This window comes from Mucilaginibacter aurantiaciroseus, assembly GCF_024055595.1.
GTDB lineage: Bacteria > Bacteroidota > Bacteroidia > Sphingobacteriales > Sphingobacteriaceae > Mucilaginibacter > Mucilaginibacter aurantiaciroseus.
The window spans coordinates 1,633,558-1,660,554 of record NZ_JAMXOF010000001.1; the positions used below are offsets into that span (position 1 = coordinate 1,633,558).

A 26,997-nucleotide genomic window follows, 5' to 3' on the forward strand; every position below is an offset into this window, starting at 1 on the left:
GCAATGGCAAAGGCATACAACCTTAAACTATTGGTTATTAAAATGATAGCTTTAAATAAAGCGTATGCATACCCGGGAAACCCGCATAAATGTTTTTGTTAAAACATTTGTTAAAACATTTGCATTATTACGAAACAGTCGCATCTTGTAAGAAATAATCGTAGGTGGCAATGGAGAAATTATCGCAAGAAGAAGCCATGCAGGCCGTATGGGAGGTTAGCACCAGGTTATTTAAGGTTTTTTTAGATCAAATAACCGAACCTAAACCACCCTATATCACCCTGGTATCGACCATAAAAAACCTGAACGCAAAGGATTTGTAACCGGCGAAAAGCTGGGCAACTCTTTCAGCTACACCCCTGCCATTGTGTAAGAAAAATACAAAAAAGGTTTCATGAGCGGCTTACCATACTAAATCGGATACCGGTAAAAGACAAGCACTTTCTATCAATTTAGACAATAGCCACTCTATCGATTTGATGAATGTGGTGCTGAATGGCAAAAAGGCAGACAATATGATCTTCTCTAAAGTTGACCCGGGCACTATCCAATCTATCAACATTGCAAGGCCCGAAGAACTGAAAAAGTTATCAATTGACAAAAGCGTATACCCCTTTAATAACGACAGTTATGTTATTTCATAACCATAAAAGATACTGACGAAGGTAAAGCGATTACTGAAAAACCGGGCAACAGGCGCCATTTAACCAATATCAGGATAAACGGCGTAAATAAAGATCCGCAAAACCTTACCCTTAAGGAAAAGGCATTAGTAACTGCCGTTATTAAAGGCACAGTAAAAGATGTTAGGATGGTAGCTTACGGTAATGCCACAACTATCCTTATCGTTACGAAATACGGCGGCAAAGCCAAATAGGGTGTGGTTTATATCTACACCAAAAAAGGGAAACAATAATAAGATCAGTTAGCTGTTAACCCTATTTTAAGGTTGACCGGGGCAATTCTGGTCATCCTTTTTTATGTATATTTTTTGTCATCGTGATTTGTTAGCCAACGGAGTGCATCTATTATTGAACTGTGCAATCGTTTACAGTTCGTATAGTCATATGCTTCACTATCGTTCAGCATGACAAACTTTTGCTATATGTTTAATCTTAACTCGCTTCCGCAAGCTTCTCGTGCTCTAAAATATCCAACAAAGCTTTCTCTGCGATGTTAAGCTCCGCGCTTTTCACATCCTTGTCCTCATCTTCGTCCAGTTTTTTGATGTATTTAAAGATTGTGCCTTCCTCGTAACTTTTGATAACGGTTGGGTGTACGTAATATTTTTTGCAAACCGTGCGGGTATTCCCCAGGTTAATAGCTACCTCATCCAGTACGCTTAAGATCTTCTTTTTACATTCTGATACCGTATCAAACTCCCCGGCTTCCTTAAAGGCATACAAAGCGCTTACGCTACCAGCCCAGGTACGAAAATCTTTGGCGGTGAAATCCTCGCCGGTAATCTCTTTCAGGTAGGTATTGATATCGCCCGAGCCTATGGCACATCGGGTGTTGTCGTCGTTATAATATTGGAACAGTTCTTTCCCGGGGATGTCGCGGCATTGCTTAACTAACCTGGCAAGCTTTTTACTTTGCAGGGCAGTTTTATGCATTACCCCTTTTTTGCCCTTAAACTCAAAATTTATCATGCTGCCGTCAATCTTCACGTGCTTATCCATCAGCGTGGTTAAACCGAAAGAGCCGTAAAGCTTTTTGTATGATTCGTTACCTACTCGGATGCTGGTAAGTTCCATTATGCGCACCACCAGGGCAACTACTTTTTCGTGGTCGAGTTTTTGGCGGGCAAGGTCTTTATTCACCTGGTGGCGGATGGCAGGCAAATGCGCCGCAAAAGTTTGCAGGCGGTGGTATTTGGATTGGTTACGAATCTTGTTCCAATGTGTATGATAGCGGTATTGTTTGCGCCCCGCTGCATCTGTACCTGTAAATTGCAGGTGGCCGTTATCATAAGGTGAGATCCATACATTGTTATACGCCGGCGGGATCACCAGTTTGTTGAACCGCTGTACAAGCTCTTTATCTTTAACGGTTTTGCCACCGGCATCCAGGTACGTCCAACCCTTGCCGCTTTTTTTGCGGGTATAGCCGGGGGTAGAATCTGCAACATAGCGAAGGCCTACCGTTTTAGCAGTTATCTTGGGGTCGCGGCCAATTTTTTCGAGTATTTGTACGAGGCGGCTCATGTGTAGGATAGAACATGATATTGAGGGATAAGTTTTAAATGCACCCTCTAAATCTCCCCCGGAAGGGGAGACTTTTTTGTTCTTTAAGCCCCTACCGGGGAGGGTTTGGGTGGGGCTACAGCCCTTTCACCACATCCACTACATACTCCACCTCCTCGGCATGTACATCCAAATGGGTAACAAAACGGATGCGGTGCGTATCGGTGCTACTTGCTTTGATGCCTTTTTCAGCAAGTTTGGCCAATATAGCGGCTGCAGGTTCGGTGGTATCAAACAAAACGATGTTGGTTTCTACAGGTACTACATTGGTTACCCAAGGGCGCTTAACCAGCTCTTCGCCTAAGATGCGGGCATGGGCGTGGTCTATCTTCAAACGTTCTATGTGGTGGTCTAAAGCGTAAATCCCGGCCGCGGCAAGGAAGCCTGCCTGGCGCATGCCTCCGCCTAAAACTTTACGGATGCGGCGGGCATATTTGATTGTCGCTTTATCGGCCAGTAAAACTGAACCTACAGGCGCGCCTAAACCTTTTGAAAGGCATACGGAAATCCCATCGAAATAAGTGCCATAATTAACCGCTTTATCGCCGGTATGGGCAAGGGCATTAAAGATGCGGGCACCATCCAAATGGATTTTTAAGCCCCGCTGCTTGCATAGCTCCGCAATTGGTTTAATATGATCCAGCGTATAGCAACTACCACCACCTTTGTTTACTGTGTTTTCCAACACCACCAGGCTGGTATGCGGGTAATGGATATTCTCGTTATTAATTTCGGGGGCAATCATCTCGGCGGTTATTATGCCGCGATAACCGTTCAATAACCTGGTAGATACACCCGAGTTAAATGCAATCCCACCACCCTCGTAACGGTAAACGTGCGCGGTTTGGTCGGCAATTAATTCATCCAGCGGCTGTGTAAAACATTTAATGGCTATTTGGTTGGTCATGGTGCCAGACGGGCAGAAGATGGCAGCTTCCATCCCGAACATTGCTGCTGCCTTTTGCTCCAAAGCGTTCACGGTTTCGTCCTCGCCAAAAACATCATCGCCTACTTTGGCGCCCCACATGGCTTCAAGCATCCCCGGTGTTGGTTTTGTTACGGTATCGCTGCGCAGATCTACTGTTATCATGTCGAAAATTCTTTTATATTTGGTTTCAAATCTAAACCATTTTATGAAGAAAATCTTCTTACTCCTTTGTATTTTAAGTATTACATTCTCTACTAAAGCGCAATTGTTTGGTAAGCACTATGACGAAGGCTTTTATTATGATTCTGTTGGAGTAAAACATACCGGGCTTATCTCGTGGTCACCGCCGGCAAAATCAATATTTGGTAATAAAGGCGACCATATCTATTACAAAACAGATAAGAAAGCCGAACAGGTAAAACTAAAAAACACGGAAATAAGATCATTCGGGATAAAGAATGACAGCGCCCGTATGGATAGCTTTACCGTAGCTACAAATAAAGATTTTGTGAAAGCTCCTTTCTTGCACGTTTTGTTTGATAACTACGTTAAGATATACGGTTTCACGATGATATCATCCAGTGGTGGCGGTATGATGCCGGGCGCGGGCGGTGTTATGATATTTACGCCGGGCTTTTCAAACAACGATACCAAGTATTACTATGGCACAGACACTGACCATACCACCCGCCTTGATAAAAAGAATTTTATTGAGGTAATGAGTAAGGCGCTTACCAGCAAGCCATATGTGGTAAAAAGGGTGCAGGATAAAACATTTAAGTTAGGCAAGATAAACGAGCTGATGTACTTCTATCGAACAGATAATTACCCGGCATCGATGCATCGTAATAATAATTAGAAAATGCGCAAAATCCTATTCATACTCCTCCTTGCAGGTTCGTTCACCGCCGATGCGCAGAGCCAAAACCGCAAGTGGTTTGAGGGCCGGCTTTACCATACCAATGGCGAGGTATTCAATGGCCTGATCTCCTGGACGCCCCCACACAAAGGCGAGTATGAAGACGGCGACATCGTGCTTTACCGCCGGGATGAAATGGCCGAAACTTTGCCCGTTCCATACTACAAAGTAAACGCGTTTATTATGGGCGATGACAGCATTGTGGTATCGCACAATGTGCTGTTCAAAAACAGTCCGTTTATGACCGTGGTGCTTGATAACCCGACCAAATTGTACACCAACAGGGCAATGAAGAACGGCATCCCGCTAATGATTAACTCGGGTGGTTTTAGCGGTGGTTTCGGGATGGGCGTAGGTGTGGGTACTTCTATAGGCGGTGGTGTAAAAACCACTTATTACTATGGCAAAACGCCCGATAATGTAACAAAGTTAGAGAAGAAACAATTTATTGAAGTAATGAGCGACCTGATGGAGGATAAACCTGAAGTAGTTGCTAAAATTAAAGACAAAACTTTTCGTTATGGTGATATAAACAACCTGGTGACCTATTACCTAACCGGCCAGATGCCAAAAAAATCATATGACAACTAAGTATAAAAACCATTTATTTTCGGCAGCATTTATGGCGCTGTTTATATTACTATCCTGCCAAAAAGCCAGCGCGCAAAAATGGCTCCCCGGCAATTTTGTTGATGTTAAGGATGTAAAAATTAACGGTTATATCCACCCCAACCCGGGCGGCCGCGGGCCTTTCGCCGATGAAGGTTTTATTGAATTTAAAGATGAGGAACATTCTACACCATACTATTTAAGCGCCAGAGACCTGCAATCTTTTGTGGCAGGCAGGGATAGCTTTGTGGTAGCCCACGCCCCCGGTAACGAAACCTGGGCTAAAAGAGAGTTTGATTTTGTACGCGTAGCTGTTGACGAACCCATTAAAATTTATGCAACCCGTGGCGCGGGCAGTGGCGGTGGCGGCAAAAAGGTGCAGGTTGCGCCTGCTGTTGGCTTTGGTACCGGCACCTACGGTACATCATACGGTGGTGGCATAGGCATCAGCATAGGTGGTAACGGCGGTGGTAATAGTGGAAAATTATCCTATTATTATGGCAGCAGTACGGCCAGTATGCAGCACCTCACCAAAGAAAACTTTAAAGACATTATGAGCGAAGTGATGGCCGATGAACCTGAGGTGGTAGAGCAGATAAAAGGCAACCATTTTGGCATCGGCAACATCGAAAAACTCATCGTTTACTTTAATAAGATTAAGGCATTGCACCAGTAAAAAAATCCTCCTTTTACATTCGTTAAAACTTTTAGGAGTGTTATGTGTCCTTAGGAGGACACACCAAATACACATAATGCCCGATAGAAAGCCAAAACCTGAAAAAGCTTCCGGTAAAGAACTTACCTATATTGAAAAAGTATGGCATACAGTTGCCATTGTAGCCCTGCTGGTAGTATCCATACTAATAGCCCGCGTAGCCTTTAACGTGTTATTAATGATATTGGCGGGGTCGCTAATATCGGTTTACTTTCATGGCCTGGGCGACCTGATAGAACGCAAAACCAAATGGAGCCGCAAAGTATCTATGACCATATCGGTAGCAGGTACGTTCCTGATACTGGGCGGGTTACTTTGGATAATGGGCACCACCATACAAGGCCAGATAGCTACTTTGAGCGAAAGCCTGCCCGAAACCATCAACAACCTTAAGGCGAAACTTGGCCAAGGCCCTATAGGCGCCAAAATATTGCAATACTTTGGTAGCGATAATACTGACAAAGTTTTTGCCACCGCGCAAAGCTTTTTTAATACCAGCTTTGGTATATTAGGCAATATTTATATCATCATCTTCCTGGGGATCTTCTTTTCCACCCATCCGTCGCTTTACAAAAATGGTATCATAAAGCTATTTCCCGAGCAGAATAAACCGATGGCCAAGAAGGTTATCGACCGTACCAGCCAGGCTTTAAAAGGATGGCTAAAGGGCATGATGCTTTCTATGGTGCTGATTTTTATCCTGATAAGTACCGGCCTCTCTATCATTGGCATACCGGTAGCACTTGTACTTGCATTACTTACAGGGTTATTAAAGTTAATACCAAACTTTGGCTCGCTGGCGGCAATGATACCCGGCGTATTGCTCGCATTAACTAAAGACCTTAATACCGCTATTATTGTAGCGCTGCTTTACATTGTATCGCAAACCATTGTAAGCAATATTGTAACACCGCTTATCCAAAAAAAGATGATCAACATTCCGCCTGCCTTAACCATCATTAGCCAGGTGCTCATGGGGGTATTATCGGGCGTGTTAGGCATTATATTGGCGGTGCCACTACTGTCCATTATAATTATATTGGTAGATGAGATCTACATAAAAAAAATAAACAACGAAGCTGATGACAAGGTTGGCCGGCGAACGGTTGACAGCGATTAAGTTTTAAACACAGTTCATTTCTCCTCGCTGCGCTTCCCTCGAAATGAACTGTATTTAAAATTTAAGTTTACTGCCCCTGCGCAAGGGTGTAACCTATCTTACCGTCAAACTTCATCAGGAACTCTACAGAGCACACTTTAAAATCATCAGAAAGGTCGGCAGCAATCAGCAAGATCTCTTTTTGGGTGATCTCAGTACCGTCTTTCTTTTCGAAACGGATGCGGTACTCATTCACCAACTCGGTAAAGATAGAACCTGTAGGCCATACCTGCGTACCACGGTTAGAGATCATCACCAACTGGAAATTATCGGTTTCATTTCGCTTGGCTAATTCAGCTAATTCGTTTGGTTGTTTGCTCGATTCTACGAAAACATCCACACCAACCATTTCTTCGGTGGTGGCAGCTTTGGTAACGGTCAGTTTATTTTTTAGGGGATGATCGTGGTTTGCTTTCACTTCCATATCCGGCTGGCCTATAACCGCGCCTTTCGCCGGGATGTGGCCAAGGTTAGCAATTACCGCATCAGCAAAAGTTTCTGTATTGGCAGCTTCGGTTGCTTTATCACCAAAGTCTCCTGTATGTACGCCTTGCTCAAGCGTGTATAATAATGAGTTTTCTATATCAGCGGCAGCGGTGGTAAAACCTAAGTAACGCAGCATCAAAATACCAGATAGCAACAAGGCTGTTGGGTTTGCAATACCACGGCCGGCAATATCCGGCGCGGTACCGTGTACAGCTTCAAAAATAGAGATATTATCGCCAATGTTTGCAGATGGCGCAAAACCAAGCCCACCAACTAAACCGGCACACAGGTCGGATACGATATCGCCTTGTAGGTTAGTTAATACAATAGCCTGGAAGATCTCGGGGCGGGAAACCAGTTTCATACATAAATCATCCACAATAATATCAGATGATTCGATATCAGGGTATTCGCGGGCTATCTCGTAGAAAGTTTCCAGGAATAAACCATCAGTCAGCTTCATAATATTTGCCTTGTGGCCGCAAGCCAGTTTGGTATAACCTTTACGGCGGGCCATTTCAAAAGCATAACGGATAACCTGGGCACTGCCCGGGCGGGTAATGATACGGCGGCCAACGGCAACGTCGTTAGTCAGCAAGTGCTCGATACCTCCGTAAGTATCTTCAATGTTTTCGCGAACGATAGTTAAGTTGATCGGGATACCTGCTTTAGAGAACACGGTATCAACACCATTTAATGAACGGAAATCGCGTTGGTTAGCATAAGTGTTCCACACTTTGCGGGCTGTAACGTTGATGCTTTTTACGCCTTTACCTTTCGGGGTTTCCATAGGGCCTTTAAAAAGCAGGCCTAAACGCTCAATGGTTTCTTTTGCCTGTGCGGTCATCCCGGTGGAGTGGCCTGCATCAAAGTAAGACTTGCCCATTTCTACGTACTCGTAGTCGAGCTGTACGTTTGCGGCTTCAAATATGCGGAGCACGGCGGCCATAATTTCCGGGCCTATACCGTCACCTTTTGCTACTGCTATTTTGGTTTTCATGGATGATATTATGTGGTGTGTAAAAACGCTGCAAAGGTAGGCTTTTTAGGCCTATCTGTAAAGGCTTTAACTGTTATTGTGGTGGAATTGTGACGATAAAATGTGCTTTTGACAGGGTTTTTTTACAGCATATATCTAAGAAATAATTCTTAGACCGCTATTTAAAAGATTTAGGTAAATTTGCAGCCTACACATGAAAGCATTTTACGGCGACTTACGATTAGGGATATTAGGCGGCGGCCAACTTGGGCGCATGCTGATACAACAGGCAATAAATTATAACGTTACCGTTAAGGTACTCGACCCCGACCGCGAGGCACCCTGCCGCCGGCTTTGCAACGAGTTTGTTGTGGGTTCGCTTAGCGATTACGAAACCGTTTACAACTTCGGTAAAAAGGTTGACCTGCTTACCATCGAGATTGAAAAAGTAAACGTTGACGCGCTGGAGCAACTGGAAAAAGAAGGCGTTGTAGTTTACCCGCAGTCGCGCATTATTAGACTGATACAGGATAAAGGCTTGCAAAAGCAGTTCTTTAAAGAGAACAACATCCCTACGGCCGAATTCCAGGTGATCTCATCGCCTGAGCAATTGAGGTCAAGCCATATCCCGTTCCCATATATTCAGAAGTTGCGCCGCGATGGTTACGACGGCAAAGGTGTTTACCGCGTTAACAACGAAAGCTCGTTAGCCAAAGCCTTTACTGAACCCAGTTTGATTGAGCGCCTTGTCGATTTTGAAAAAGAGATAGGCGTAATAGTAGCCCGTAACGAAAGCGGCGAAGTAAAAACCTTCCCGCTGGTAGAAATGGAGTTTAATCCGGAAGCTAACCTTGTAGAGTTTTTAATCTCACCTTCTACCCTACCGTTTGAGGTGCAGATGGAAGCCGAAAACATTGCCAAACGCATCGCTGAAACGTTAAACATCGTAGGCATCCTTGCCGTTGAAATGTTCCTGACCAAAGACGGTAAGATATTGGTGAACGAACTTGCCCCGCGCCCGCACAACAGCGGCCATCAAAGTATTGAAGGTAACGTAGTGTCGCAATTTGAGCAGCATCTGCGCGCTATCTTCGATCAGCCACTGGGTGATACCGCCTGCCTTAGCAACGCCATAATGGTAAACATTTTAGGCGAAGCCGGATATGAAGGCCCTGCAGTTTACCAAGGCATAGAAAAGATCTTAAAATGTGCAGGGGTATATGTGCACCTATACGGTAAAGCCTTAACAAAACCTTTCCGCAAGATGGGGCATGTTACTATAATTGATAGTGATAGAGAGAAAGCAATAGAGAAAGCAAGATATGTACAGCAAACGCTGAAAGTTATAGCGTAGTAATTAGTTAGAAACCCGCGCGTCATTGCGAGGAAGAGGCCTCACCTAAATCCTCTCCAAAGGAGAGGATTTTTAAAAAGCGCATCAGAACCCTCTCCTTTGGAGAGGGCAGGGTGAGGCTAAAGAGATTGCTTCGTACCTCGCAATGACGGTTTGAAATAATACAAATATGAGCCAAATAAAAGTAGCCATCATTATGGGCAGCAAGTCCGATTTACACGTTATGCAGGATGCTGCAGATGTTTTAAAAGAGCTGGGTGTTGAGTACGAAATAACTGTTGTATCGGCACACCGCACGCCGGATAGGATGTTTAGCTACGCCCGTGCCGCTGCAGATCGTGGCATAAAGGTGATTATAGCCGGTGCAGGTGGTGCAGCGCATTTACCGGGTATGGTGGCATCATTAACGCACTTGCCGGTAATTGGCGTTCCGGTAAAATCGAGCAATTCTATCGATGGCTGGGATTCTATCTTATCCATTTTACAAATGCCTAACGGTATCCCGGTAGCAACAGTAGCTTTAAACGCTGCAAAAAACGCAGGGATCTTAGCCGCGCAGATCTTATCTACTGCAGATGAGTACCTTGTTGCTAACCTTATCGCCTTTAAAGAAAAATTAAAACAAGTGGTAGAAGCTTCGGCTGCAGAGATGGAAGGTAAATAAACCTCTTTAAATCAAAACCTTTTACATCAATACAGCGTATCTTTAAATAACAACCAAAATATTAAATAAAAAATCATGGGAGCACCAGAAATAATCCTCATTATCATAGCAATACTGCTATTGTTTGGAGGTAAAAAAATACCTCAGTTAATGCGCGGTTTAGGCGAAGGCATGAAATCTTTTAAAGATGCCAAAGGCGATGCGGAAACTACGACAGCGACTAAAGAATAGTCGTGACAACATTATGCAAAAAAGCCTGTAGCTAATTTAGTTACAGGCTTTTTGTTATGTATGTCGCGGTGTTAATTTAACGTAGGGTTCTCGGGGAAGTTGGCGATATGCGCGTAACGTTGCCCAAGGCTTATCACTGCTTCTTTCCAAAGGTTGTGCTCACTATTGCTGAAGATGGCGTCGGTTTCAAACTTGTTTGCTACAATCCAGGCATCCTCGCGCAGTTCATCGTCTAACTGGCCTTGTGTCCAGCCGGAGTATCCTGTAAAGAATTTGATCTCGTCTTCTGTTAACTGATAATTAGTGATCAATTCTTTGATCTGCTCAAAGTCTCCTCCCCAAAAAATACCATCCCAAATTTCGATACCGCCATCGACCTTATCGGGGCAGCGGTGAATATAATGCAGGGTATTTTCGGCAACAGGCCCACCCATGTACACCGGGATCTTCGAATAGGAAACGTCGGGCAAAATATCGCCCAGCATCATTTCGGTTTGATGGTTAAGGATAAAACCCATGGCACCGGCCTCCGAGTATTCGGTAAGCAGGATAACCGACCGCTTAAAATTAGGGTCGGGCATAAATGGTTCGGATATTAATAAACGGCCCGCAGCCGCCGCGATGGGACTTAGCATAGGTTATAAATTTAAATAAATAACACTTAATGTAAAAATATGTTCATTAGGTAAATAAAATGAACAGTGTACTTGTATGTACGGTATAATTAATTTGTAAGTTTGCGATAATGGATCAGAAAGATATAGAAAATTTAAGGCAGGACTACGCCGCGGCTTCGTTAACCGAAACCGACGTTAATGCCGACCCCATCCGCCAGTTTGATAAATGGTTTAACGAAGCCATTAATTACAAAGTGCACGAGCCAAACGCCATGACGCTGGCTACCGCTACGCTGGATGGCCGCCCAAGCGCCCGAATAGTTTTATTAAAAGGCTTTAGCGATGATGGCTTTAAGTTTTACACCAACTACCTGAGCCGCAAAGGTAAAGAGATAGCTAAAAATCCGCTTGGCGCCCTTATTTTCTACTGGGGAGATATGGAACGCCAGATTCGTATTGAAGGTAATATAGAAAAGCTGGATAAGAATTATTCTGAAAAATATTTCCACTCGCGCCCAAAGAAGAGCCAGATTGGTGCAGCAGCATCGCCGCAAAGCCAGGAAATTAACAGCCGCGAGGAGCTGGAACAAAAAATGGCCGCTTTAGAATTAGAGTATGCCGATAGCGAAGTTCCAAAACCATCTTACTGGGGTGGCTACGTGCTTAAGCCGCGCCTTATTGAATTTTGGCAGGGCCGCCGCAGCCGCCTTCACGATAGGATTGTTTATAAGAAGACCGATAATAAAAACTGGAAAATTGTTCGCCTTGCGCCATGAGTTTTGACGATATTAAATTATTGCTTACCCAAAAGTTTGGCGACGATGTAATTACCGGAGAAGAACGTACCGGCCTGCAACCCGCCCTACTCATAAACCCAAACCGCATAGTTGAGGTTTGTTTGGAGCTACGCAATAATCCCAAAACTTATTTCGACTTCCTATCCTGCCTTACCGGCATGGATTATGGTGTGGAAGCCGGCCGTTTGGGGGTAGTATATCACCTGTCGTCTATCCCTTATCATTTACAGCTAACGTTGAAAATCAGCCGGGAGAACGACCGCAGCGAAGATAATTTACCATCATTCCCAAGCATTGTATCCGTTTACCGGACTGCAGATTGGCATGAGCGCGAAGCATACGACCTGGTAGGAATCTTCTTTGAAGGCCACCCGGATCTGCGCAGAATTTTATTGCCTGATGATTGGGAAGGCTATCCGTTGCGGAAAGATTATAAAGCAGCGGAGTATTATAAGGGGATAAAGGTTGATTGATTTCGGATTAAAAAACATACATAAATAACGTCATTGCGAAAAGCGATAGCGACATAGCAATCTTCGATAGAATAGTCGGCGACATACCTATAGAAGATTGCCGCCCTACGCTCGCAATGACGCTCAGAAATAAGAAATTGAACGTAGAAGTTTCAAAATATAACGAAGCACTTTACCGCTACCAGCAAAAGATCGCTGATGCGGCGGTGGAGGATATGGTACTCAATATGGGGCCGCAGCATCCGTCTACGCACGGGGTTTTGCGGCTGGAGTTAATTACCGATGGCGAGATAGTCAAAGAGGTTATCCCCCACATTGGTTACCTGCACCGTTGTTTTGAAAAACATGCCGAATCGCTTACTTATCAGCAAACTATACCTTTTACAGACAGGCTGGATTACCTGGCATCTATGAATAACAGCCATGCCTGGGTAATGGGCGTGGAGAAAATGCTGGGCATCGATAAAGATATCCCCAAACGAATAGAATACATCCGCGTACTGGTTTGCGAACTTAACCGCGTTGCATCGCACCTCATAGCTATTGGTACCTACGGCATCGATATTGGCGCCTTTACGCCTTTCCTGTGGTGTTTCCGCGACCGCGAACATATTATGGGCATGCTGGAATGGGCTTCTGGCTCGCGCATGCTGTATAACTATATATGGGTGGGTGGTTTATTTTACGACTTACCCGTTGGCTTTGAAGAACGCTGCCGCGAGTTTGTAGATTACTTTAAACCCAAAATGGTTGAACTTAACCAGCTACTTACCGATAACCAAATTTTTATTAGCAGAACCGCCAACGTGGGCGTTTTGCCGATGGATGTAGCCATTAACTTCGGTTGCAGCGGCCCGGTGCTGCGTGGGTCGGGGCTAAAGTATGATTTGCGCCGGATTGATAATTATTCCGTTTACTCCGAGTTGGATTTTGATATCCCGGTAGGTAAAGGCCTGATGGGCACCGTTGGCGATTGCTGGGACCGATACAAGGTACGTGTAGATGAAATTCAGGAATCCTTGAAAATCATTGAGCAGTGTCTTAACCGTCTGCAAAACGAATTAAAACGCACACCCGAGTTTGACCCTCGTGCGAAACTTCCACGTAAACTCACCCCAAAAGTGCAGGATTACTACGCCCGTTGCGAAGGTGCCAAAGGCGAATTGGGTTTTTACTTTGTACATAACAACGAACGCTCCGAGATCCCCTTCCGTGGTAAGGTGCGCGGGCCGAGTTTTAACAACCTATCCGTACTGCCCGAATTAGGCAAAAACGTGATGATAGCCGACCTGATAGCCATAATCGGCTCGCTCGACTTTGTGTTGGGGGAAGTGGATAGGTAAGATAGTTAAGACGGTTAGAGTCAATAGGTGCGAAAGCTTCTCCTCATTTTGTCTGGTGAGCCTGTCGAACCGTTAATAGCGGGTATAAGTCTTTGACAAGCCGGGACTAAAAAAAACCTTTTATAATAAATCAATATACTTTTGTCATGGTGAACCTGTCGAACCATTCGTAGCGGGCATAAGTATTCGACAAAGTGGGACTGATATTTGTTGAAAACAAAAAAAGGGAGGCAATTTCTTGCCTCCCTTTTCGGATATATTAATTGTTGATTTTTTTACTGATTGTAAACCTTTACCGAGAATACGTAGTTGCGCAATTTTTTTATTTGCTGGGTACGGCTTAAGTTGGTTAAAGTATTTTTTGTACTTAGCTTAAGCGATTTATTTAAAGAATCGGCAGGGATGCTTTGGATGGCTTTAAGCAGGTAGTTTGATTTTACCGCGTATGCTACACCTTGTGTTTGGGTTTGTTTACCGTTAATAATAGCAATAACGTTTCCTTTATCATCCATTAAAGGGCCACCACTGTTACCGGGATTAACCGGGATATACAATTCATATTCGGTGGTATCACCATGGAAACCTGTGCTTGCGGTTAAAGCGCCCGGGCCAAACTTAAGATCGTCGCCGGGGTAACCCAATGTATACACGGCCTCACCTAAATCACTTTTACTCTTTTTGAAGCTATATGGCACTGTACCAAGGTTTTTAAAGGCAGGGTCGATTATTTGCAGGATAGCTACATCATACTGTGGTTCGGTGTAAACAACCTTGGTATGGAAGGATTCGCCCTGTGCATTTTGCACATACACAGAATCGGCACCGCTAATTACATGATAGTTAGTAACAATATAACCGTTACCGGTAAGCGCAAAACCTGTACCGCTAAATTTTGCGGAAATAGCAGGACCTGTTTTATTGGCTTTAATAATATTGTCGGTTTTAGCACCCAATTTAGACTGTTCTCTTTTTACGCGGTCAACCTCCTGTTTCAATTGTTGAAAACGAGGGTCGCGGTTGCTTAAGTCACCTGTAAAATACAGTATAGTAAGTACAGCGAAAATAGCTACTGAAGCCGCTACCGAGATTTTAGAATGGTGGTTACGCCACATTTGCACCACCCATGATGGATGCGCCATCAGGTCATCCTTAAGCGTGTGTACATCAATCTCATCGTGTATCTCGTCTAACCTGCTTTGTAGACTTAAACGGTCGTTATATTGCTTTAATAAAGATGTAAACTCTATATGCTCGGCAATTTTAGCATCTATAGTAGCATCCTTTTTACGCAATGCATCAAATTGGGCACGTTCATCAGCAGGCATTTCGCTGCTTAGGTAGCGCTCAATCATTTCTAAAAGTTGGTTATCTTTCATTCTCTTTACCCTTTCTCTAATTATTGCTGAAAAAATAATTTCTTCAGCCTTTGCAGGCATTTGTATTTCTGCGTTTTCGCGTTATCGGCATTTGTGTAGCCAAACCGTTCGCATATATCCTGCATGCTGCGGTTGTGCATATAAAAATCTTCCATAATGGTTTTGCAGGGTTCGCCAAGTAACTTTAATGCATCGCCCATTTTATTAAGCTGCATATCGCGTTCCTCGTGCTTCTCTACTTCATCCTCAACCGCCAAATACTCCTGGAAATCTTTAATATCCCCACCGTACTTATTTAACTGTTTAAGCCGTTTTAGCCATAATCGCCGGCATATCGAATATATGTAGGTTTTAAGCTTGCTGCTTAGCTCAAAATCGCCACGCTTAACCTTATTGTAAAGAACTATTATAGCCTCCTGGTAAATATCCTTGGCCTCATCCTCGTTACCATTATTATTGATGACGAGCTGTAAAACCATAGGGAAATAAGCCAGATATAACTTTTTCAAAACACTGTCGGAGTTGTTTAAGATCCCAATGATCACTTCACTATCCGTCGGCATTTCCACATTTAACTGATTATTCACTACTTAATACTTTTTATATTGAATTGTAACCCAATAATTTGATTTATTTTTTGATGCCATGCCGCTGCAGCACAACCTGATTAAGACAAACCGCAATATCGGTAAATAAATAATAGAATAACGCGGCATTAATTTCGAGTTTGATAATAAACGAACAAAAACCATACAAGTATTAAAATAAAATAATTCTAATACTTGTATAATTCTCATAAAAATAAGGATCGAATTAAGCGTTTAAAAGTAGGCCCTGCCCCCTTAAAATGAACAAAATTAATTTTCCGTTAATTTACCTCCTCTTGTTTTGGATATTAACTATCACAAAACATTAAACTCAATAAAATGAAAAATCCGATCAAAACCACCTTCGTAGCTTTAGCTATTGCGTTTACTGTTGCATCTTGCGAAAGCAAAAAACCTGCTGACGCCGGCGACACTTCAAAAAAAGATACTGTTCTTAAACTTAATTCAACCTTAACAAAAGATACTATTGTTAAAGGTACCGACACTGTTAAAGTTGATACCACAAAAAAAATAAAATTGTTGGGTTACCTTTTTCAGGAAGCGGTATTAACAACCAACAATAATAAAATACTTACATTAACAAATCACAAAACATGAAAAATTCATTCAAAATCGCATTTTTAGCTTTAGCTATCGCTGTTTCTGCTGCTGCTTGTAAAGGTAAAGGTTCTGCATCTGCTGCTGATTCAACCAAAAAAGATACTACTGTTGTAGTTGACACAACCAAAAAGGATACTACTGTTGTAGTTGACACAACTAAAAAAGATACTACTAAAAAATAATTTAACCTAACCGGGTTAAAAATTAGAGAGTTACGCAATAATTTTTTAAGTTTTTTAAGTTTTTTTATGGGTAACCCTAATTTTTTTCGAAAAATCAGGGTTACCTTTTTTTGTTTTAGGTATTAACTACCGAAAAACTATTAAATCACTTAAAAAAACAAAACGATGAAAAATTCTTTCAAAATCGCTTTCTTAGCTTTGGCTATCGCAGTTTCTGCTGCTGCTTGTAAAGGTAAAGGTTCTTCTGCTGCTGCAGATTCAGCTAAAATGGATTCAGCTAAAATGGATTCTGCTGCAACTCCTGATTCAACTGCTAAAATGGATACTACAGCTAAAAAGGACACAACTAAAAAAGATACTACTAAAAAAATGTAATCTCTTTTTTTTAAAAGAAACGCCCTGCTTTAATGTAGGGCGTTTTTTTGTGCCTGATTTTTCTCCTCACAAAACATTCGCCCATATAATTGTTTAATGGTAAAACACCCTATAGATGAAATACTCGGAATGGAATAACCTGAGCGATGACGATAAAAAGAACACTCACTGGAAGCATCACCCCCGCATCCGCATTGCTACCATCTTCAGTATTTTATTTGCCTTGGTGTTTATTGTATTTATGCTACGGGTACTGCAAAACCGCAGGGTACATGTAAACCGTAAGCCAAACCGAAAAGAAGCTTTTGCCATTGCAAAGGTTTTTGTTAACGACGAGCTTAAACAACCCGGCACGGCAAACTTCCCCAAAAATGTTTTTGTAGCAGATATTGATACGGCTAATAACAATTACAACATATCATCAACCGTTGATGCGCAGGATAGCACCGGGCATATTGTAAAATCGACCTGGCAGGTAAAATTATCTTATACCGGCGGAGACTGGGCCGATCGTAAAAGCTGGAAACTCGAAGACGTTAAAATAACCAAATAGAAAAGGGGCCCGTTTTTGGCGCCTTTTCTTTTTTTTATTAGGGCCTGTTTTATTTTTTAATAATCAGGCAGTAGCAATCCGGCTTACTATCTTCCTCTAAAAGCCGATATAAGCCAAATAATAAGTAATATAACAACAATGACAGCGATGATACCCACAGCTGCGCCGACTTTAAAAATACCGCCGATAACTGAGCATCCGCTAAAAGCAACCATTGCTAATGCGAGTAATAATGAGTTGAGTTTTTTCATGGTAGATTATTGTATAAAGATTTTATGATAAAAAATCTTTATACAATAATCAAACCGTTTGTTACAACAAGATATTTGAGTCAGATTCCTCTGCCTCTGTGTTGTCGGTTGGCAAAAATTGTACTGCAATCAATACAATAAAAATAGCCAATAGGCTCATCGGTACAAGGGCTTCAACAGCAACTAATAATAGGTCCATAGCAAATTATTTGGGGGGTAATAATTAATACTAAAAAATTTAATTCTTCACTTGCTCAAATTCGCAATCTTTCATAAGGTTCACTAAACTAAAAATTGTTTTTTAATTAAACCAATAAATGTTAATAAGTTAATAAAATCATTCCATCGTTAAAATCCGCCCTTATAGGGTGGTATATTTAATATTCAACGAAATATCTTAACGGGGATTTGTAAATTCACCGCGTAATGATAAAGCCACTAATTATCCTCAAAGAAATATATGTTAAGTTTAACAACCTTCCGTTGTTCCAAAATTTAACTTTCACACTTAACCAAGGCGAAAACTGGGCATTGGTTGGTAAAAGCGGATCAGGCAAGAGTGTTTTACTGCAAACCATTGCGGGCAACATGGGTATCAATTGCGGTGTTATTACGCATCATTTTATGGATGATGTACACAAAACAATGCAAAGCGAAGAATTGGTAACCTTCCATCGCTTTATAGCATCCGTTGGTGCAAAGCATCATTTTAAAACGCTGTCTAATACATCCGACTTTTATTACCAACAACGCTACAACTCATCTGATTCGGAAGATACCTTAACCGTAAACCAATACCTGCAAACCGTAAAGGTTAATCAACATAACCCTGCTTACTGGACATTCGACAAAACCATAGCAGCGTTAAACTTAACCGACCTGTGCGATAAGCAAACCATCAAACTATCTAACGGCGAAACCAAACGATTGATGATAGCTGCCGCTTTGCTCAAAAACCCCCTAATATTATTGTTGGATAATCCCATGACGGGGATGGATGTAGATACCCGCAAATCATTCAATGAATTACTGAACGAGGTGTCTGCGTCTGGCATCAGCATTATAATGGCAACATCGGCGTTTGAGATTACGGATTGTATAACTAATGTGGTTATTTTAGATAGTGGTGCTGTAACCCGAAGCCTCAGCAAACAAGAATTTGAAGCAAGTGAACATCAAACAGTAAATAAAATGGTTGTTGATGCAGATGCACTTAAAACACTACTGAATACATCTGCCGACAGCCATAACTACAACCAAATCGTTAGCATGAACGATGTGCACATCCAATATGGCGATAAAACCATTCTTAATAAAATTAACTGGCAAATAAATCGCGGCGAGCGCTGGGCACTGCTTGGGCCTAATGGCGCGGGTAAATCCATCCTGCTAAGTTTAATAAACGGAGATAACCCGCAGGCTTACGCCAACAACATTATATTATTTGATAAAAAGCGCGGCACGGGCGAAAGTATCTGGGACGTTAAAAGTAAAATAGGCTTTGTATCGCCCGAGCTATACCAATACTTTCCTACGGATAATTCCTGTCTGCAGGTGATAGAAAGTGGCTTTTATGATACGCTGGGCCTTTTCCGACCAAGTTTAAAATCACGCACCGACCTTGCGCTCAGATGGATGAAGGCTTTAGAGATAGATAAATATGCCCGTCAGCTACTCAAAAACATCCCCGCAAGCGCGCAGCGCCTTTGCCTGCTTGCCCGGGGGCTGATCAAAAACCCCGCCCTGCTTATATTTGATGAACCCTGCCAGGGACTGGACGACCACCAGCAGCAGCATTTTAAAGCCGTGGTTGATTCCATTTGCAGCATCAGTAACGTAACCCTGATATATGTTACCCACTATCAACATGAGATACCTAATAGCGTGGATAAGGTTTTGAGATTGGATAAGGGGGAAGTGGTTGGCAGTTAAAAGTAGGCAGTGGACAAAACTATTGTCAACCCAACAACACCTTTCACCTTTAACCTTTCGCCTTTACCCTCCCACTACGTATATTTGTACATGAATACAGCCGAACTGTTACAGCGTGCTTTAGCTTTTGATTTTTTGAGCATTGATGAAGGGGTTTACCTTTACAATAATGCCTCTACGGCCGACCTGATGTACGTAGCCAACGAGCTGCGTAAAATCCAAGTGCCGCATGGCAAAGTTACCTGGCAGATAGACCGTAACGTGAACACCACCAACGTTTGTATCGCTAACTGTAAGTTCTGTAATTTCTTCCGTCGACCGGGGCATGAGGATGCTTATATTACTGATATAGAGACCTATAAAAAGAAGATTGAAGAAACCTTCCGTTTTGGCGGCGACCAGCTTTTATTGCAAGGCGGCCATCACCCTGATTTGGGCCTTCAATTTTATACCGACCTGTTCCGCGAACTTAAACAGCTTTATCCAAAATTAAAATTACACTCTTTAGGCCCACCCGAGATTGCCCACGTTGCCAAACTGGAGAATATGAGCCATTACGACGTGTTGAAGGCAATGAAAGAATCAGGCTTAGATTCGCTGCCTGGTGCAGGTGCCGAGATCCTGAACGACCGCGTACGCCGCCTGATCTCGAAAGGTAAATGTGGTGGCCAGGAATGGCTTGATGTAATGCGCGCGGCCCATCAACTTAACCTGCCTACATCTGCCACCATGATGTTCGGCCATATCGAAACTATCGAAGAGCGTTTTGAGCATTTGGTTTGGATCCGCGACGTACAGTCGGAGAAGCCCGAAGGTCATCACGGTTTTGTGGCCTTTATTCCATGGCCTTTCCAGGATGATGGCACATTATTACGTAAAGTGCGCGGTATCACTAACAATGTTACCGGCGACGAATACATCCGTATGATTGCCCTGAGCCGTATTATGCTGCCGAATGTAAAAAACATACAGGCATCATGGTTAACGGTTGGTAAACAGGTGGCACAGCTTTGCCTGCATGCCGGCGCTAACGATTTTGGGTCGATAATGATTGAAGAGAACGTGGTATCTGCAGCAGGCGCACCACACCGCTTTACTGCCAAAGGTATCCAGGATTCTATTAAAGAAGCCGGTTTTGAACCACAACTTCGCACCCAAAAATACGATTGGCGCGATGTACCTGCCGAGATTGAAGAGCAGGTGATAGATTATTAAGGGAAGAATATTTGTTAAAAAAGCAGGAAATGGGGCAGTTTTAGATAACTTTTTTTCGACTTTCGTTCACCTTTTTTCGACCCTGATTTGCGTTTTATTGTGATGTAAAGTACGCCCGGCCACCACTCATAAATCATCTTAAAAATTGTTTCGCCCTTTTTGGTGTTGTCACCAACAACCCAACAGGTAATTATGGTTTTTATCCTAAACCTTTAAATTTTCCTCCTTTATAATATATTTGCACCTCATGGATAATATTGAGCAATATATTGAGGCGCTAATTTTTGCATCTGAACAGGGCATCCGTACCGAGGAGATCATTTATTGCCTGCAGGCTTCTTTTGAGCACGATTACACTGCCGATGAAGTCAACCAACAAATAGACATCATTACCCAAAAATATCTAAATGATGCCCTTGCCATTGAGGTGGTGAAGATCAACAACGGGTATCAGTTCCTTACCAAAAAGAAATACCACGCGGCTATCAGCCTGTTGCAAATGCAGCGGTCTAAAAAGAAACTGAGCCAGGCCGCTTTAGAAACCCTCGCCATTATCGCTTACAAACAGCCGGTAACCAAAACAGATGTGGAGCAGATTCGCGGGGTAAACTGCGATTACTCGATCCAAAAACTGCTGGAAAAAGAACTTATCGCCATCACCGGGAAGGCCGAAAGTGTGGGTAAACCTATCCTTTATGGTACCAGCGGTTTATTTATGGATTACTTTGGCATAAACGATATTACCGAACTGCCACAGCTTAAGGAAATTACCGATAACAGCTCGGCTATTGGCGAGCAAACCGAATAAATTGAAAAATGGTTTTAATTAAAAATGATTTTGACTATTTTTACTCATAAATAATGCTGAATATAGCACATCGAAAAACGGACAAAACAAATAGGTTAACCGATATCAGTTTTAACGAATAAACATTTATTAAAATGGCAACTCCAAAAAAACCTTTGAGCACCTCTACAAAAAAGACCAACGACGACGAGGATGATGACTTTGATGACGAAGATCCAAAACCGGGTAAAAAGGTAGAAGACGACGATGACGACTTTGACGAAGACACTCCCCTGGATGATGACCTGGTTGGTTTTGACACCGGTTACGACCCTTACGATGATGAAGACGACGACTAATTTATAGTCGATAATAATATATCTTCAAAGCATTCAGCAAACGCTGGATGCTTTTTTTATAGTTGCTAAACCCACAATCTACCCCACCCCGGATGAAGCTCACCGAAGTTAAAAGCAAGGCTGATAAAACCGCATTCCTGGATGTCGCGCGCATTATCTACACAGATGATGTGAACTGGGTTTGCCCGCTGGATAATGATATTGAGGCGGTTTTCGACCCGGCTAAGAACAATTTCCATACCCATGGTGTTGCAACCCGCTGGGTTTTGCGGGACGATGACGGGCAGCTAATTGGCCGGATAGCGGCATTTATTAATAACGAAAAAGCTTATCAGTACGAGCAGCCTACCGGTGGCTGTGGTTTTTTTGAATGTGTGGATGATAAGCAGGCCGCTTATTTACTGTTTGATACCACCAAAAACTGGCTGCAGCAAAACGGGATGCAAGCCATGGATGGCCCCATCAACTTTGGCGAGAACGATAACTTTTGGGGCTTACTGGTTGAAGGCTTTACGCCGCCATCCTACGGGATGAATTATAACCCGCCCTATTACAAAGTTTTTTTTGAGGATTACGGGTTTAAAACGCAATACGAGCAGATCACTAACCATTTGGATGTAAATAAGCCCTTTTCGGAGCGGTTCACTAAAATTGCTACCTGGGTAATGAATAAGCCCGGCTATACATTTGAGCATTTCAAATCATCCCAAATAGCAAAATTCGCGGCGGATTTCATTGAGATCTATAACGATGCCTGGCAGGATTTTGAGAATTTTGTGCCGATAACCTATGGCACCATCCTGGAAAGCTTTGAGAAAATGAAAGCCATTATGGACGAGAAACTAATATGGTTTGCCTATGTTAACGGTGAACCGGCATCATTTATAGTGATACTGCCCGATGCCAATCAAATGATAAAACCATTAAACGGCAAACTAAATTTAAGGGGAAAACTCACCTTTTTATACCGCAAGTTGAAAGGTGTATCGCGCATGCGGGCTATTGTAATGGGCACTAAACAAAAGTATCAAAAGCATGGGCTGGAATCGTGCCTGTTCATCAAACTAAAGGAATATGTGTTGCCCCTAAAACAATACGATGAGCTGGAATTATCGTGGGTGGGCGATTTTAACGACAAAATGATTGCCATACACACCGCTGTGGGTGCAACATTTGGCAAAAAACATTTAACAATGCGCCATATATTTAATAAGCCCGAATAAATTACCCGGGTTTATTAATATGATATTTTTAGGCGGTAGCTACTTTTTTATGGCGTAGTTCCTCAAAAAGCTCAATAACCTTTTTCTGCAAGTCTATCACCTCAGTTTCGCGGTCCATCAACTTTTTGCTAACGTTTTCCAGCTCGCTGGCAATTTGTTTATCATGCCCTACTTCGTTATAAGTAAGCAACTGAACTACAGTCATTTCAAACAAAACGGCGATCTGCTCAAGGCGAGAAAGGTTAATGTCGGTGATACCGGTTTCAATTTTTGAGAATGCGGGAATAGAAATACTTAAGCGTTTAGCAACTTCTTCCTGGCTCCACCCTTTTTGGTGGCGTAGTAACCGGATTTTTTTTCCAAGTGTCTTCATATGAGTTTAATTAGGTAAGGTTTCTCAACAGTTAATAAAGTTACAGTTTTTTCTAATAACAAACTAACAATCAGCAAATTTATAGTAAATTATTTTTAAGTTCTACTAAATTTATACCTCCAAAATTGCCAGAACTCATCATCAGAAAATTGCTCTTGGCAATGTTTAGGCCTTCCAGGTATTTCAGTAATTCTGCCGGCTGGTTAAAAAACAGCAGATCAGCATTCGCAAAGGCCTTTTTTACCGCCTCCGCCGGGTATGGTTCTATCTTTTTCTGTTCAAATATTTTGCGGTCTATAAACACAATTGCCTTATCGGCCTTGTCCATCGTACCGGCATATTCGTTCAAAAAATCTTTGTTCAAGCTACTAAAGGTATGTAATTCTATACATGCAATCAACTGCCTATCAGGAAATTGTGCCTTAACTGCGTCAATTGTAGCCGTTAATTTTGATGGCGAGTGCGCAAAATCTTTAAAGATGGTCGAGTTATCATTCTTACCAACCACTTCCAGCCTGCGGGCAGCGCCCTTAAAAGTGGTGATGTGCTGATAAAAATCGGCGCTGCTAATATCTAATGCCTCACATACCAAACGGGCTGCCTGCATATTCAGCAGGTTATGCTGCCCAAATACTTCCAATTCGTAGGTTTTGCCATCGGCGATAATACTGGTTATGCCGTTATCTATCGTGTATTCGGGTAAGCTATAAGGTAGTTTTTCGACGTCTACATTTAGCTTCGACACCATCGTGTACAGCACTTCATCAGTTTCACTGTAGATAAGCTTACCGTTTGGCTGGATTGTTTCAGCGAAGATCTTAAACTGGTTGATATAGTTATCAAACGTTGGGAATACGTTGATATGATCCCAGGCAATACCACTTATTACGCCGATATCCGCATTATAGATGTGGAATTTCGGCCTCCTGTCTATCGGCGAAGCCAGATACTCGTCACCCTCGATGATCATCACCGGGGCATCATGCGTTAAGCCAACCATGGTTTCAAACCCTTCCAGCTGTGCGCCTACCAGGTAATCAAACTTTTTACCGGCTTGCTGCAACACGTGCAATATCATGCTGGTAATGGTGGTTTTGCCATGGCTGCCGCCAATCACCACACGGATTTTATCTTTTGATTGCTCGTAAATATAATCCGGGTACGAATAGATCCTGATGCCCAGTTCCTGCGCTTTTAGCAGTTCGGGGTTATCGATACGGGCATGCATCCCAAGGATAACTGCGTCGAGGTCAGCAGTTATCTTTTCAGCATCCCACCCTTCCTGCGCCGGCAGGATCCCGTACTTACCCAGGCGCGAAGCCGAGGGCTCGAACAGTACATCATCAGAACCGGTTACGTTAAATCCTTTTTTATGCAAAGCGATGGCAAGGTTGTGCATGGCGCTTCCCCCTATCGCTATAAAATGTACCCTCATCAATAATTATTAGTGTAGCAATTATGCGACAAATAAACGTAAAAACAGCTGTAGCGGCAACAATTATCTAAATATAAAGCATTATTTTAACAGCATTACCGGTATGGTTGAATTTTTGGCCAATTGCTGCGATATACTGCTGTGCAATATCGACCGTAAAAAGCTATAATTATGCGGTAGCGCAATTATCATTTGCGCTTTCTGTTCTTTGGCAAAATCAAGTATCCCCGTAAGTACATCGGCATGGTTCTCGTAAAAATATTTTGGTTTAAATGCCTTAAGCATATCGTGCAGGGCACTTTCTTCGGCAAGTTGCTCCGGGTCCTTACCCGCATGTTTACCTTCGGTATCAACATTTAATACCAGCAGTTTAATAGCTTGTTTACCTAAAAGCTTGTGCAAAAACGCCATCGGGATATTTTCTTTAACCTTTTTAAAATCGCAGGCTATAACGGCTTCTTTTATTAAATGGTAGGTATAGGCAGGCGGGACAACAATTACCGGCGCCGGGCTTAGCTTAGATATTTTGATCACGTGGTTGCCAATACCCGGGCGCCCCTCTCTAAGGGTGCTATTACCAATGCTGCCTAATATTACCAGGTCGGCATCTTGCTCCTCAATCACATCCACCACAGCACGCAACAAGTGCGAGCGATTTAGGCGGGTTATAATCTCAACTCCTTCTCGCACTATTTTGCTTAGTTTATGCTTCAGTTTGTTTAACTGCGCAATGCGGCCTTTTGCCTCTTCTTCTACCTCTTCCTCGCGTAGCATCACCATATCCGGGTTAGGCAGCATAGTTTCGTAAGGCGATATGTAATAGGCGTTCATCAGGATTATGGTACTTACATCACTTTGGTGACTTAGTTGGGCGGCGAAATTAGCGGCGTTGAAAGCAGCGTCAGAAAAATCGACAGGTACGAGGTAGGTTTTCATATTGACGAGTTTAAATACTTTGACCGGGATGGTTTAAAGTTTATTATAAACAAATTTAGGCGGTTAATATTGTTGCATTGTTACCATCGTTTCATAATAATTATCCTGCTTGGTCTAATAAAAATTCACAATACAGTTATACTGTAATAAATATCATTACAATGAACGAACGGTTCGCAATAGCTATGCACATGATGAAGTTACTTTGCGATTCGGGCGAAGTAACGAGTTGGAAAATAATCAGTTTGTGAAACAACGCTTCACCCTGGGCTACTAATTACCGGGATTAAACAGATTTTAATGATTACACCGATTTTGATTTACAATCGGTGTAATCATTAAAATCAAAAAAATAATAGGTGCAGCCTACAATATAAATTTAGCCGCTACCCACTCTTTATCTTTTTTGTGGGTGATGTATTTGAGGTTATACTTGCGGGCTTCGTCGGTGATGATCTCGAGGTCGGGGTCTTCGTAAAAACCACTGAAATAGATCTCGCCGCCGGGTTTCAGAACCTCGGCATAACGCTCCATCTGGTCTAAAAGGATGTTACGGTTGATATTGGCCAGAATAATATCGTATTGCTCATCTGGGATAGCTTCTTTTGATCCGCAAAGGGCTTTTATGTTACTAATTTTGTTCAGTGCCGAGTTTTCGATAGTACTGTCAAAGCAAATATCGTCATAATCTATAGCGGTGATATCTTTAGCGCCAAGTTTGGCAGCAAGGATAGCCAGGATGCCTGTTCCACAGCCCATATCCAACACCTTTTTGTCTACAAAATCATTCTCCAGCATCAGCCCCATGATCATGGCCGTGGTTTGGTGGTGGCCGGTGCCAAATGCCATTTTAGGGTCGATGATGATCTCGTGAGGGATATCCGTATTTCCATCATGGAAAGTGGCACGCACAAAAACCTGGTCGCCTATCTGGATAGGCTCAAAATTACTTTCCCATACTTCGTTCCAGTTTTTTTGCGGGATAAGTGTGATATCGTAACTAAATGTGAACGATTCGCGGTAGATCTCCAGCGTATTATCCAACAGCTCCTGATTAAAATTATCTACCGGGATATAGGCCTTAAAGCCAAGGTCGAGTTCCTCAAAAGTATCGAAACCGATATCCCCCAAAGCATTTATCAGCAAGTCCTGCTGGTAATCTTCGGTAGTGATGGTGGTGAAGAGTAATTCGTAGTAATTCATTATTGTAGATATAAGTATTGAGATGTGAGATATGAGACTTAACAACCTACGCAGCTTGTCTCAAATCTC

34 protein-coding genes are annotated in these 26,997 nt (G+C 42.7%); 21 read left to right on the top strand and 13 right to left on the bottom strand.

Features of this window, described 5'->3' with window-relative positions; all coding sequences use genetic code 11:
• Positions 1-170 precede the first annotated feature (170 nt).
• On the top strand, positions 171-323 hold the full coding sequence (locus NAF17_RS07420) for a hypothetical protein (RefSeq protein ID WP_252757348.1): 153 nt from the start codon (positions 171-173) through the stop codon (positions 321-323).
• A gap of 156 nt (positions 324-479) precedes the next feature.
• Positions 480-644 carry a hypothetical protein gene (locus NAF17_RS07425; RefSeq protein WP_252757349.1) on the top strand — a complete coding sequence of 55 codons (165 nt, stop codon included), beginning with the start codon at positions 480-482 and terminating at the stop codon, positions 642-644.
• A gap of 125 nt (positions 645-769) precedes the next feature.
• Here NAF17_RS07425 and NAF17_RS07430 read toward each other — a convergent pair whose 3' ends face one another.
• From NAF17_RS07430 to NAF17_RS07440, 3 genes are all read right to left on the bottom strand, one after another.
• Positions 770-913: a hypothetical protein gene (locus NAF17_RS07430; RefSeq protein ID WP_252757350.1), complete on the bottom strand. Its 144-nt coding sequence runs from the start codon at positions 911-913 to the stop codon at positions 770-772.
• A 202-nt stretch (positions 914-1,115) separates the two neighbouring features.
• Positions 1,116-2,207, bottom strand: a complete 1,092-nt coding sequence (locus NAF17_RS07435) for a DNA topoisomerase IB (RefSeq protein ID WP_252757351.1) — start codon at positions 2,205-2,207, stop codon at positions 1,116-1,118.
• A 115-nt stretch (positions 2,208-2,322) separates the two neighbouring features.
• The gene (locus NAF17_RS07440) at positions 2,323-3,336 is read right to left on the bottom strand and encodes a threonine aldolase family protein (RefSeq protein WP_256474439.1); all 1,014 of its coding nucleotides are present in this window, start codon (positions 3,334-3,336) and stop codon (positions 2,323-2,325) included.
• Between the two features lie 43 nt (positions 3,337-3,379).
• On the opposite strand from NAF17_RS07440, the gene NAF17_RS07445 reads away from it, so the two are divergent.
• The 4 genes from NAF17_RS07445 (at position 3,380) to NAF17_RS07460 (ending at position 6,537) form a co-directional block, all read left to right on the top strand.
• Positions 3,380-4,033: a hypothetical protein gene (locus NAF17_RS07445; RefSeq protein WP_252757352.1), complete on the top strand. Its 654-nt coding sequence runs from the start codon at positions 3,380-3,382 to the stop codon at positions 4,031-4,033.
• A gap of 3 nt (positions 4,034-4,036) precedes the next feature.
• Positions 4,037-4,684: a hypothetical protein gene (locus NAF17_RS07450; RefSeq protein ID WP_252757353.1), complete on the top strand. Its 648-nt coding sequence runs from the start codon at positions 4,037-4,039 to the stop codon at positions 4,682-4,684.
• A complete protein-coding gene (locus NAF17_RS07455) occupies positions 4,674-5,378 on the top strand; it encodes a hypothetical protein (protein WP_252757354.1) in 705 nt (234 codons plus the stop codon). Before NAF17_RS07450 ends, NAF17_RS07455 begins: the two co-directional genes overlap by 11 nt.
• 76 nt (positions 5,379-5,454) lie before the next feature.
• Positions 5,455-6,537 (top strand): AI-2E family transporter, encoded by a 1,083-nt coding sequence (locus tag NAF17_RS07460; RefSeq protein ID WP_252757355.1) that lies wholly within the window; start codon positions 5,455-5,457, stop codon positions 6,535-6,537.
• Positions 6,538-6,604: 67 nt separating this feature from the next.
• On the opposite strand, the gene NAF17_RS07465 is transcribed toward NAF17_RS07460, so the two are convergent.
• Entirely contained in the window at positions 6,605-8,062 is a 1,458-nt protein-coding gene (locus tag NAF17_RS07465; protein ID WP_252757356.1) for an NADP-dependent isocitrate dehydrogenase, read from the bottom strand.
• A 193-nt stretch (positions 8,063-8,255) separates the two neighbouring features.
• On the opposite strand from NAF17_RS07465, the gene NAF17_RS07470 reads away from it, so the two are divergent.
• The 3 genes from NAF17_RS07470 to tatA all read left to right on the top strand — a co-directional run bounded on the left by NAF17_RS07470 (position 8,256) and on the right by tatA (position 10,290).
• Positions 8,256-9,395 (top strand): 5-(carboxyamino)imidazole ribonucleotide synthase, encoded by a 1,140-nt coding sequence (locus NAF17_RS07470; RefSeq protein ID WP_252757357.1) that lies wholly within the window; start codon positions 8,256-8,258, stop codon positions 9,393-9,395.
• A 169-nt stretch (positions 9,396-9,564) separates the two neighbouring features.
• Positions 9,565-10,059 (top strand): 5-(carboxyamino)imidazole ribonucleotide mutase, encoded by a 495-nt coding sequence (gene purE / locus NAF17_RS07475; RefSeq protein WP_252757358.1) that lies wholly within the window; start codon positions 9,565-9,567, stop codon positions 10,057-10,059.
• 75 nt (positions 10,060-10,134) lie between these two features.
• Positions 10,135-10,290, top strand: a complete 156-nt coding sequence (gene tatA, locus NAF17_RS07480) for a twin-arginine translocase TatA/TatE family subunit (protein WP_252757359.1) — start codon at positions 10,135-10,137, stop codon at positions 10,288-10,290.
• A 71-nt stretch (positions 10,291-10,361) separates the two neighbouring features.
• On the opposite strand, the gene NAF17_RS07485 is transcribed toward tatA, so the two are convergent.
• On the bottom strand, positions 10,362-10,925 hold the full coding sequence (locus tag NAF17_RS07485) for a YqgE/AlgH family protein (protein WP_252757360.1): 564 nt from the start codon (positions 10,923-10,925) through the stop codon (positions 10,362-10,364).
• Positions 10,926-11,035: 110 nt separating this feature from the next.
• Between NAF17_RS07485 and pdxH the strand changes: the two genes are divergently transcribed.
• From pdxH to NAF17_RS07500, 3 genes are all read left to right on the top strand, one after another.
• Positions 11,036-11,683 carry a pyridoxamine 5'-phosphate oxidase gene (gene pdxH / locus NAF17_RS07490; RefSeq protein ID WP_252757361.1) on the top strand — a complete coding sequence of 216 codons (648 nt, stop codon included), beginning with the start codon at positions 11,036-11,038 and terminating at the stop codon, positions 11,681-11,683.
• Entirely contained in the window at positions 11,680-12,177 is a 498-nt protein-coding gene (locus NAF17_RS07495; RefSeq protein WP_252757362.1) for an NADH-quinone oxidoreductase subunit C, read from the top strand. The genes pdxH and NAF17_RS07495 overlap by 4 nt, the downstream gene beginning before the upstream one ends.
• 116 nt (positions 12,178-12,293) lie before the next feature.
• Positions 12,294-13,520 carry an NADH-quinone oxidoreductase subunit D gene (locus tag NAF17_RS07500; RefSeq protein WP_252757363.1) on the top strand — a complete coding sequence of 409 codons (1,227 nt, stop codon included), beginning with the start codon at positions 12,294-12,296 and terminating at the stop codon, positions 13,518-13,520.
• A gap of 275 nt (positions 13,521-13,795) precedes the next feature.
• On the opposite strand, the gene NAF17_RS07505 is transcribed toward NAF17_RS07500, so the two are convergent.
• Positions 13,796-14,896 (bottom strand): S1C family serine protease, encoded by a 1,101-nt coding sequence (locus tag NAF17_RS07505; RefSeq protein WP_252757364.1) that lies wholly within the window; start codon positions 14,894-14,896, stop codon positions 13,796-13,798.
• Between the two features lie 20 nt (positions 14,897-14,916).
• The gene (locus NAF17_RS07510) at positions 14,917-15,459 is read right to left on the bottom strand and encodes an RNA polymerase sigma factor (protein WP_256474472.1); all 543 of its coding nucleotides are present in this window, start codon (positions 15,457-15,459) and stop codon (positions 14,917-14,919) included.
• Between the two features lie 363 nt (positions 15,460-15,822).
• Here NAF17_RS07510 and NAF17_RS07515 point away from each other — a divergent pair, with 363 nt between their 5' ends.
• From NAF17_RS07515 to NAF17_RS07530, 4 genes are all read left to right on the top strand, one after another.
• The gene (locus NAF17_RS07515; RefSeq protein WP_252757366.1) at positions 15,823-16,101 is read left to right on the top strand and encodes a hypothetical protein; all 279 of its coding nucleotides are present in this window, start codon (positions 15,823-15,825) and stop codon (positions 16,099-16,101) included.
• Entirely contained in the window at positions 16,098-16,286 is a 189-nt protein-coding gene (locus NAF17_RS07520; protein WP_252757367.1) for a hypothetical protein, read from the top strand. Before NAF17_RS07515 ends, NAF17_RS07520 begins: the two co-directional genes overlap by 4 nt.
• 165 nt (positions 16,287-16,451) lie before the next feature.
• On the top strand, positions 16,452-16,661 hold the full coding sequence (locus NAF17_RS07525; RefSeq protein ID WP_252757368.1) for a hypothetical protein: 210 nt from the start codon (positions 16,452-16,454) through the stop codon (positions 16,659-16,661).
• 115 nt (positions 16,662-16,776) lie between these two features.
• Positions 16,777-17,214 carry a hypothetical protein gene (locus tag NAF17_RS07530; protein ID WP_252757369.1) on the top strand — a complete coding sequence of 146 codons (438 nt, stop codon included), beginning with the start codon at positions 16,777-16,779 and terminating at the stop codon, positions 17,212-17,214.
• Between the two features lie 86 nt (positions 17,215-17,300).
• Here NAF17_RS07530 and NAF17_RS07535 read toward each other — a convergent pair whose 3' ends face one another.
• Positions 17,301-17,465 carry a hypothetical protein gene (locus tag NAF17_RS07535; RefSeq protein WP_252757370.1) on the bottom strand — a complete coding sequence of 55 codons (165 nt, stop codon included), beginning with the start codon at positions 17,463-17,465 and terminating at the stop codon, positions 17,301-17,303.
• A 61-nt stretch (positions 17,466-17,526) separates the two neighbouring features.
• Complete coding sequence (locus NAF17_RS07540) at positions 17,527-17,664, bottom strand: hypothetical protein (protein WP_252757371.1); 138 nt, start codon at positions 17,662-17,664, stop codon at positions 17,527-17,529.
• 227 nt (positions 17,665-17,891) lie between these two features.
• Here NAF17_RS07540 and NAF17_RS07545 point away from each other — a divergent pair, with 227 nt between their 5' ends.
• The 5 genes from NAF17_RS07545 to NAF17_RS07565 all read left to right on the top strand — a co-directional run bounded on the left by NAF17_RS07545 (position 17,892) and on the right by NAF17_RS07565 (position 22,981).
• Positions 17,892-19,397 carry an ATP-binding cassette domain-containing protein gene (locus tag NAF17_RS07545; protein ID WP_252757372.1) on the top strand — a complete coding sequence of 502 codons (1,506 nt, stop codon included), beginning with the start codon at positions 17,892-17,894 and terminating at the stop codon, positions 19,395-19,397.
• A 90-nt stretch (positions 19,398-19,487) separates the two neighbouring features.
• The gene (gene mqnC / locus NAF17_RS07550) at positions 19,488-20,612 is read left to right on the top strand and encodes a cyclic dehypoxanthinyl futalosine synthase (RefSeq protein WP_252757373.1); all 1,125 of its coding nucleotides are present in this window, start codon (positions 19,488-19,490) and stop codon (positions 20,610-20,612) included.
• 247 nt (positions 20,613-20,859) lie between these two features.
• The gene (gene scpB / locus NAF17_RS07555) at positions 20,860-21,420 is read left to right on the top strand and encodes an SMC-Scp complex subunit ScpB (protein WP_252757374.1); all 561 of its coding nucleotides are present in this window, start codon (positions 20,860-20,862) and stop codon (positions 21,418-21,420) included.
• Between the two features lie 134 nt (positions 21,421-21,554).
• Complete coding sequence (locus tag NAF17_RS07560) at positions 21,555-21,758, top strand: hypothetical protein (protein ID WP_252757375.1); 204 nt, start codon at positions 21,555-21,557, stop codon at positions 21,756-21,758.
• A gap of 92 nt (positions 21,759-21,850) precedes the next feature.
• The gene (locus NAF17_RS07565) at positions 21,851-22,981 is read left to right on the top strand and encodes a GNAT family N-acetyltransferase (protein ID WP_252757376.1); all 1,131 of its coding nucleotides are present in this window, start codon (positions 21,851-21,853) and stop codon (positions 22,979-22,981) included.
• Positions 22,982-23,009: 28 nt separating this feature from the next.
• Here the strand turns inward: NAF17_RS07565 and NAF17_RS07570 are convergent, their stop codons facing one another.
• The 4 genes from NAF17_RS07570 to prmA all read right to left on the bottom strand — a co-directional run bounded on the left by NAF17_RS07570 (position 23,010) and on the right by prmA (position 26,928).
• Positions 23,010-23,354: a helix-turn-helix domain-containing protein gene (locus tag NAF17_RS07570; RefSeq protein ID WP_252757377.1), complete on the bottom strand. Its 345-nt coding sequence runs from the start codon at positions 23,352-23,354 to the stop codon at positions 23,010-23,012.
• 79 nt (positions 23,355-23,433) lie between these two features.
• Positions 23,434-24,789 (bottom strand): UDP-N-acetylmuramate--L-alanine ligase, encoded by a 1,356-nt coding sequence (locus tag NAF17_RS07575; RefSeq protein ID WP_252757378.1) that lies wholly within the window; start codon positions 24,787-24,789, stop codon positions 23,434-23,436.
• Between the two features lie 81 nt (positions 24,790-24,870).
• Positions 24,871-25,725, bottom strand: coding sequence for a universal stress protein (locus tag NAF17_RS07580; RefSeq protein ID WP_252757379.1), 855 nt, complete (start codon positions 25,723-25,725; stop codon positions 24,871-24,873).
• 366 nt (positions 25,726-26,091) lie between these two features.
• Positions 26,092-26,928: a 50S ribosomal protein L11 methyltransferase gene (prmA, locus tag NAF17_RS07585; protein WP_252757380.1), complete on the bottom strand. Its 837-nt coding sequence runs from the start codon at positions 26,926-26,928 to the stop codon at positions 26,092-26,094.
• Between the last annotated feature and the right edge of the window lie 69 nt (positions 26,929-26,997).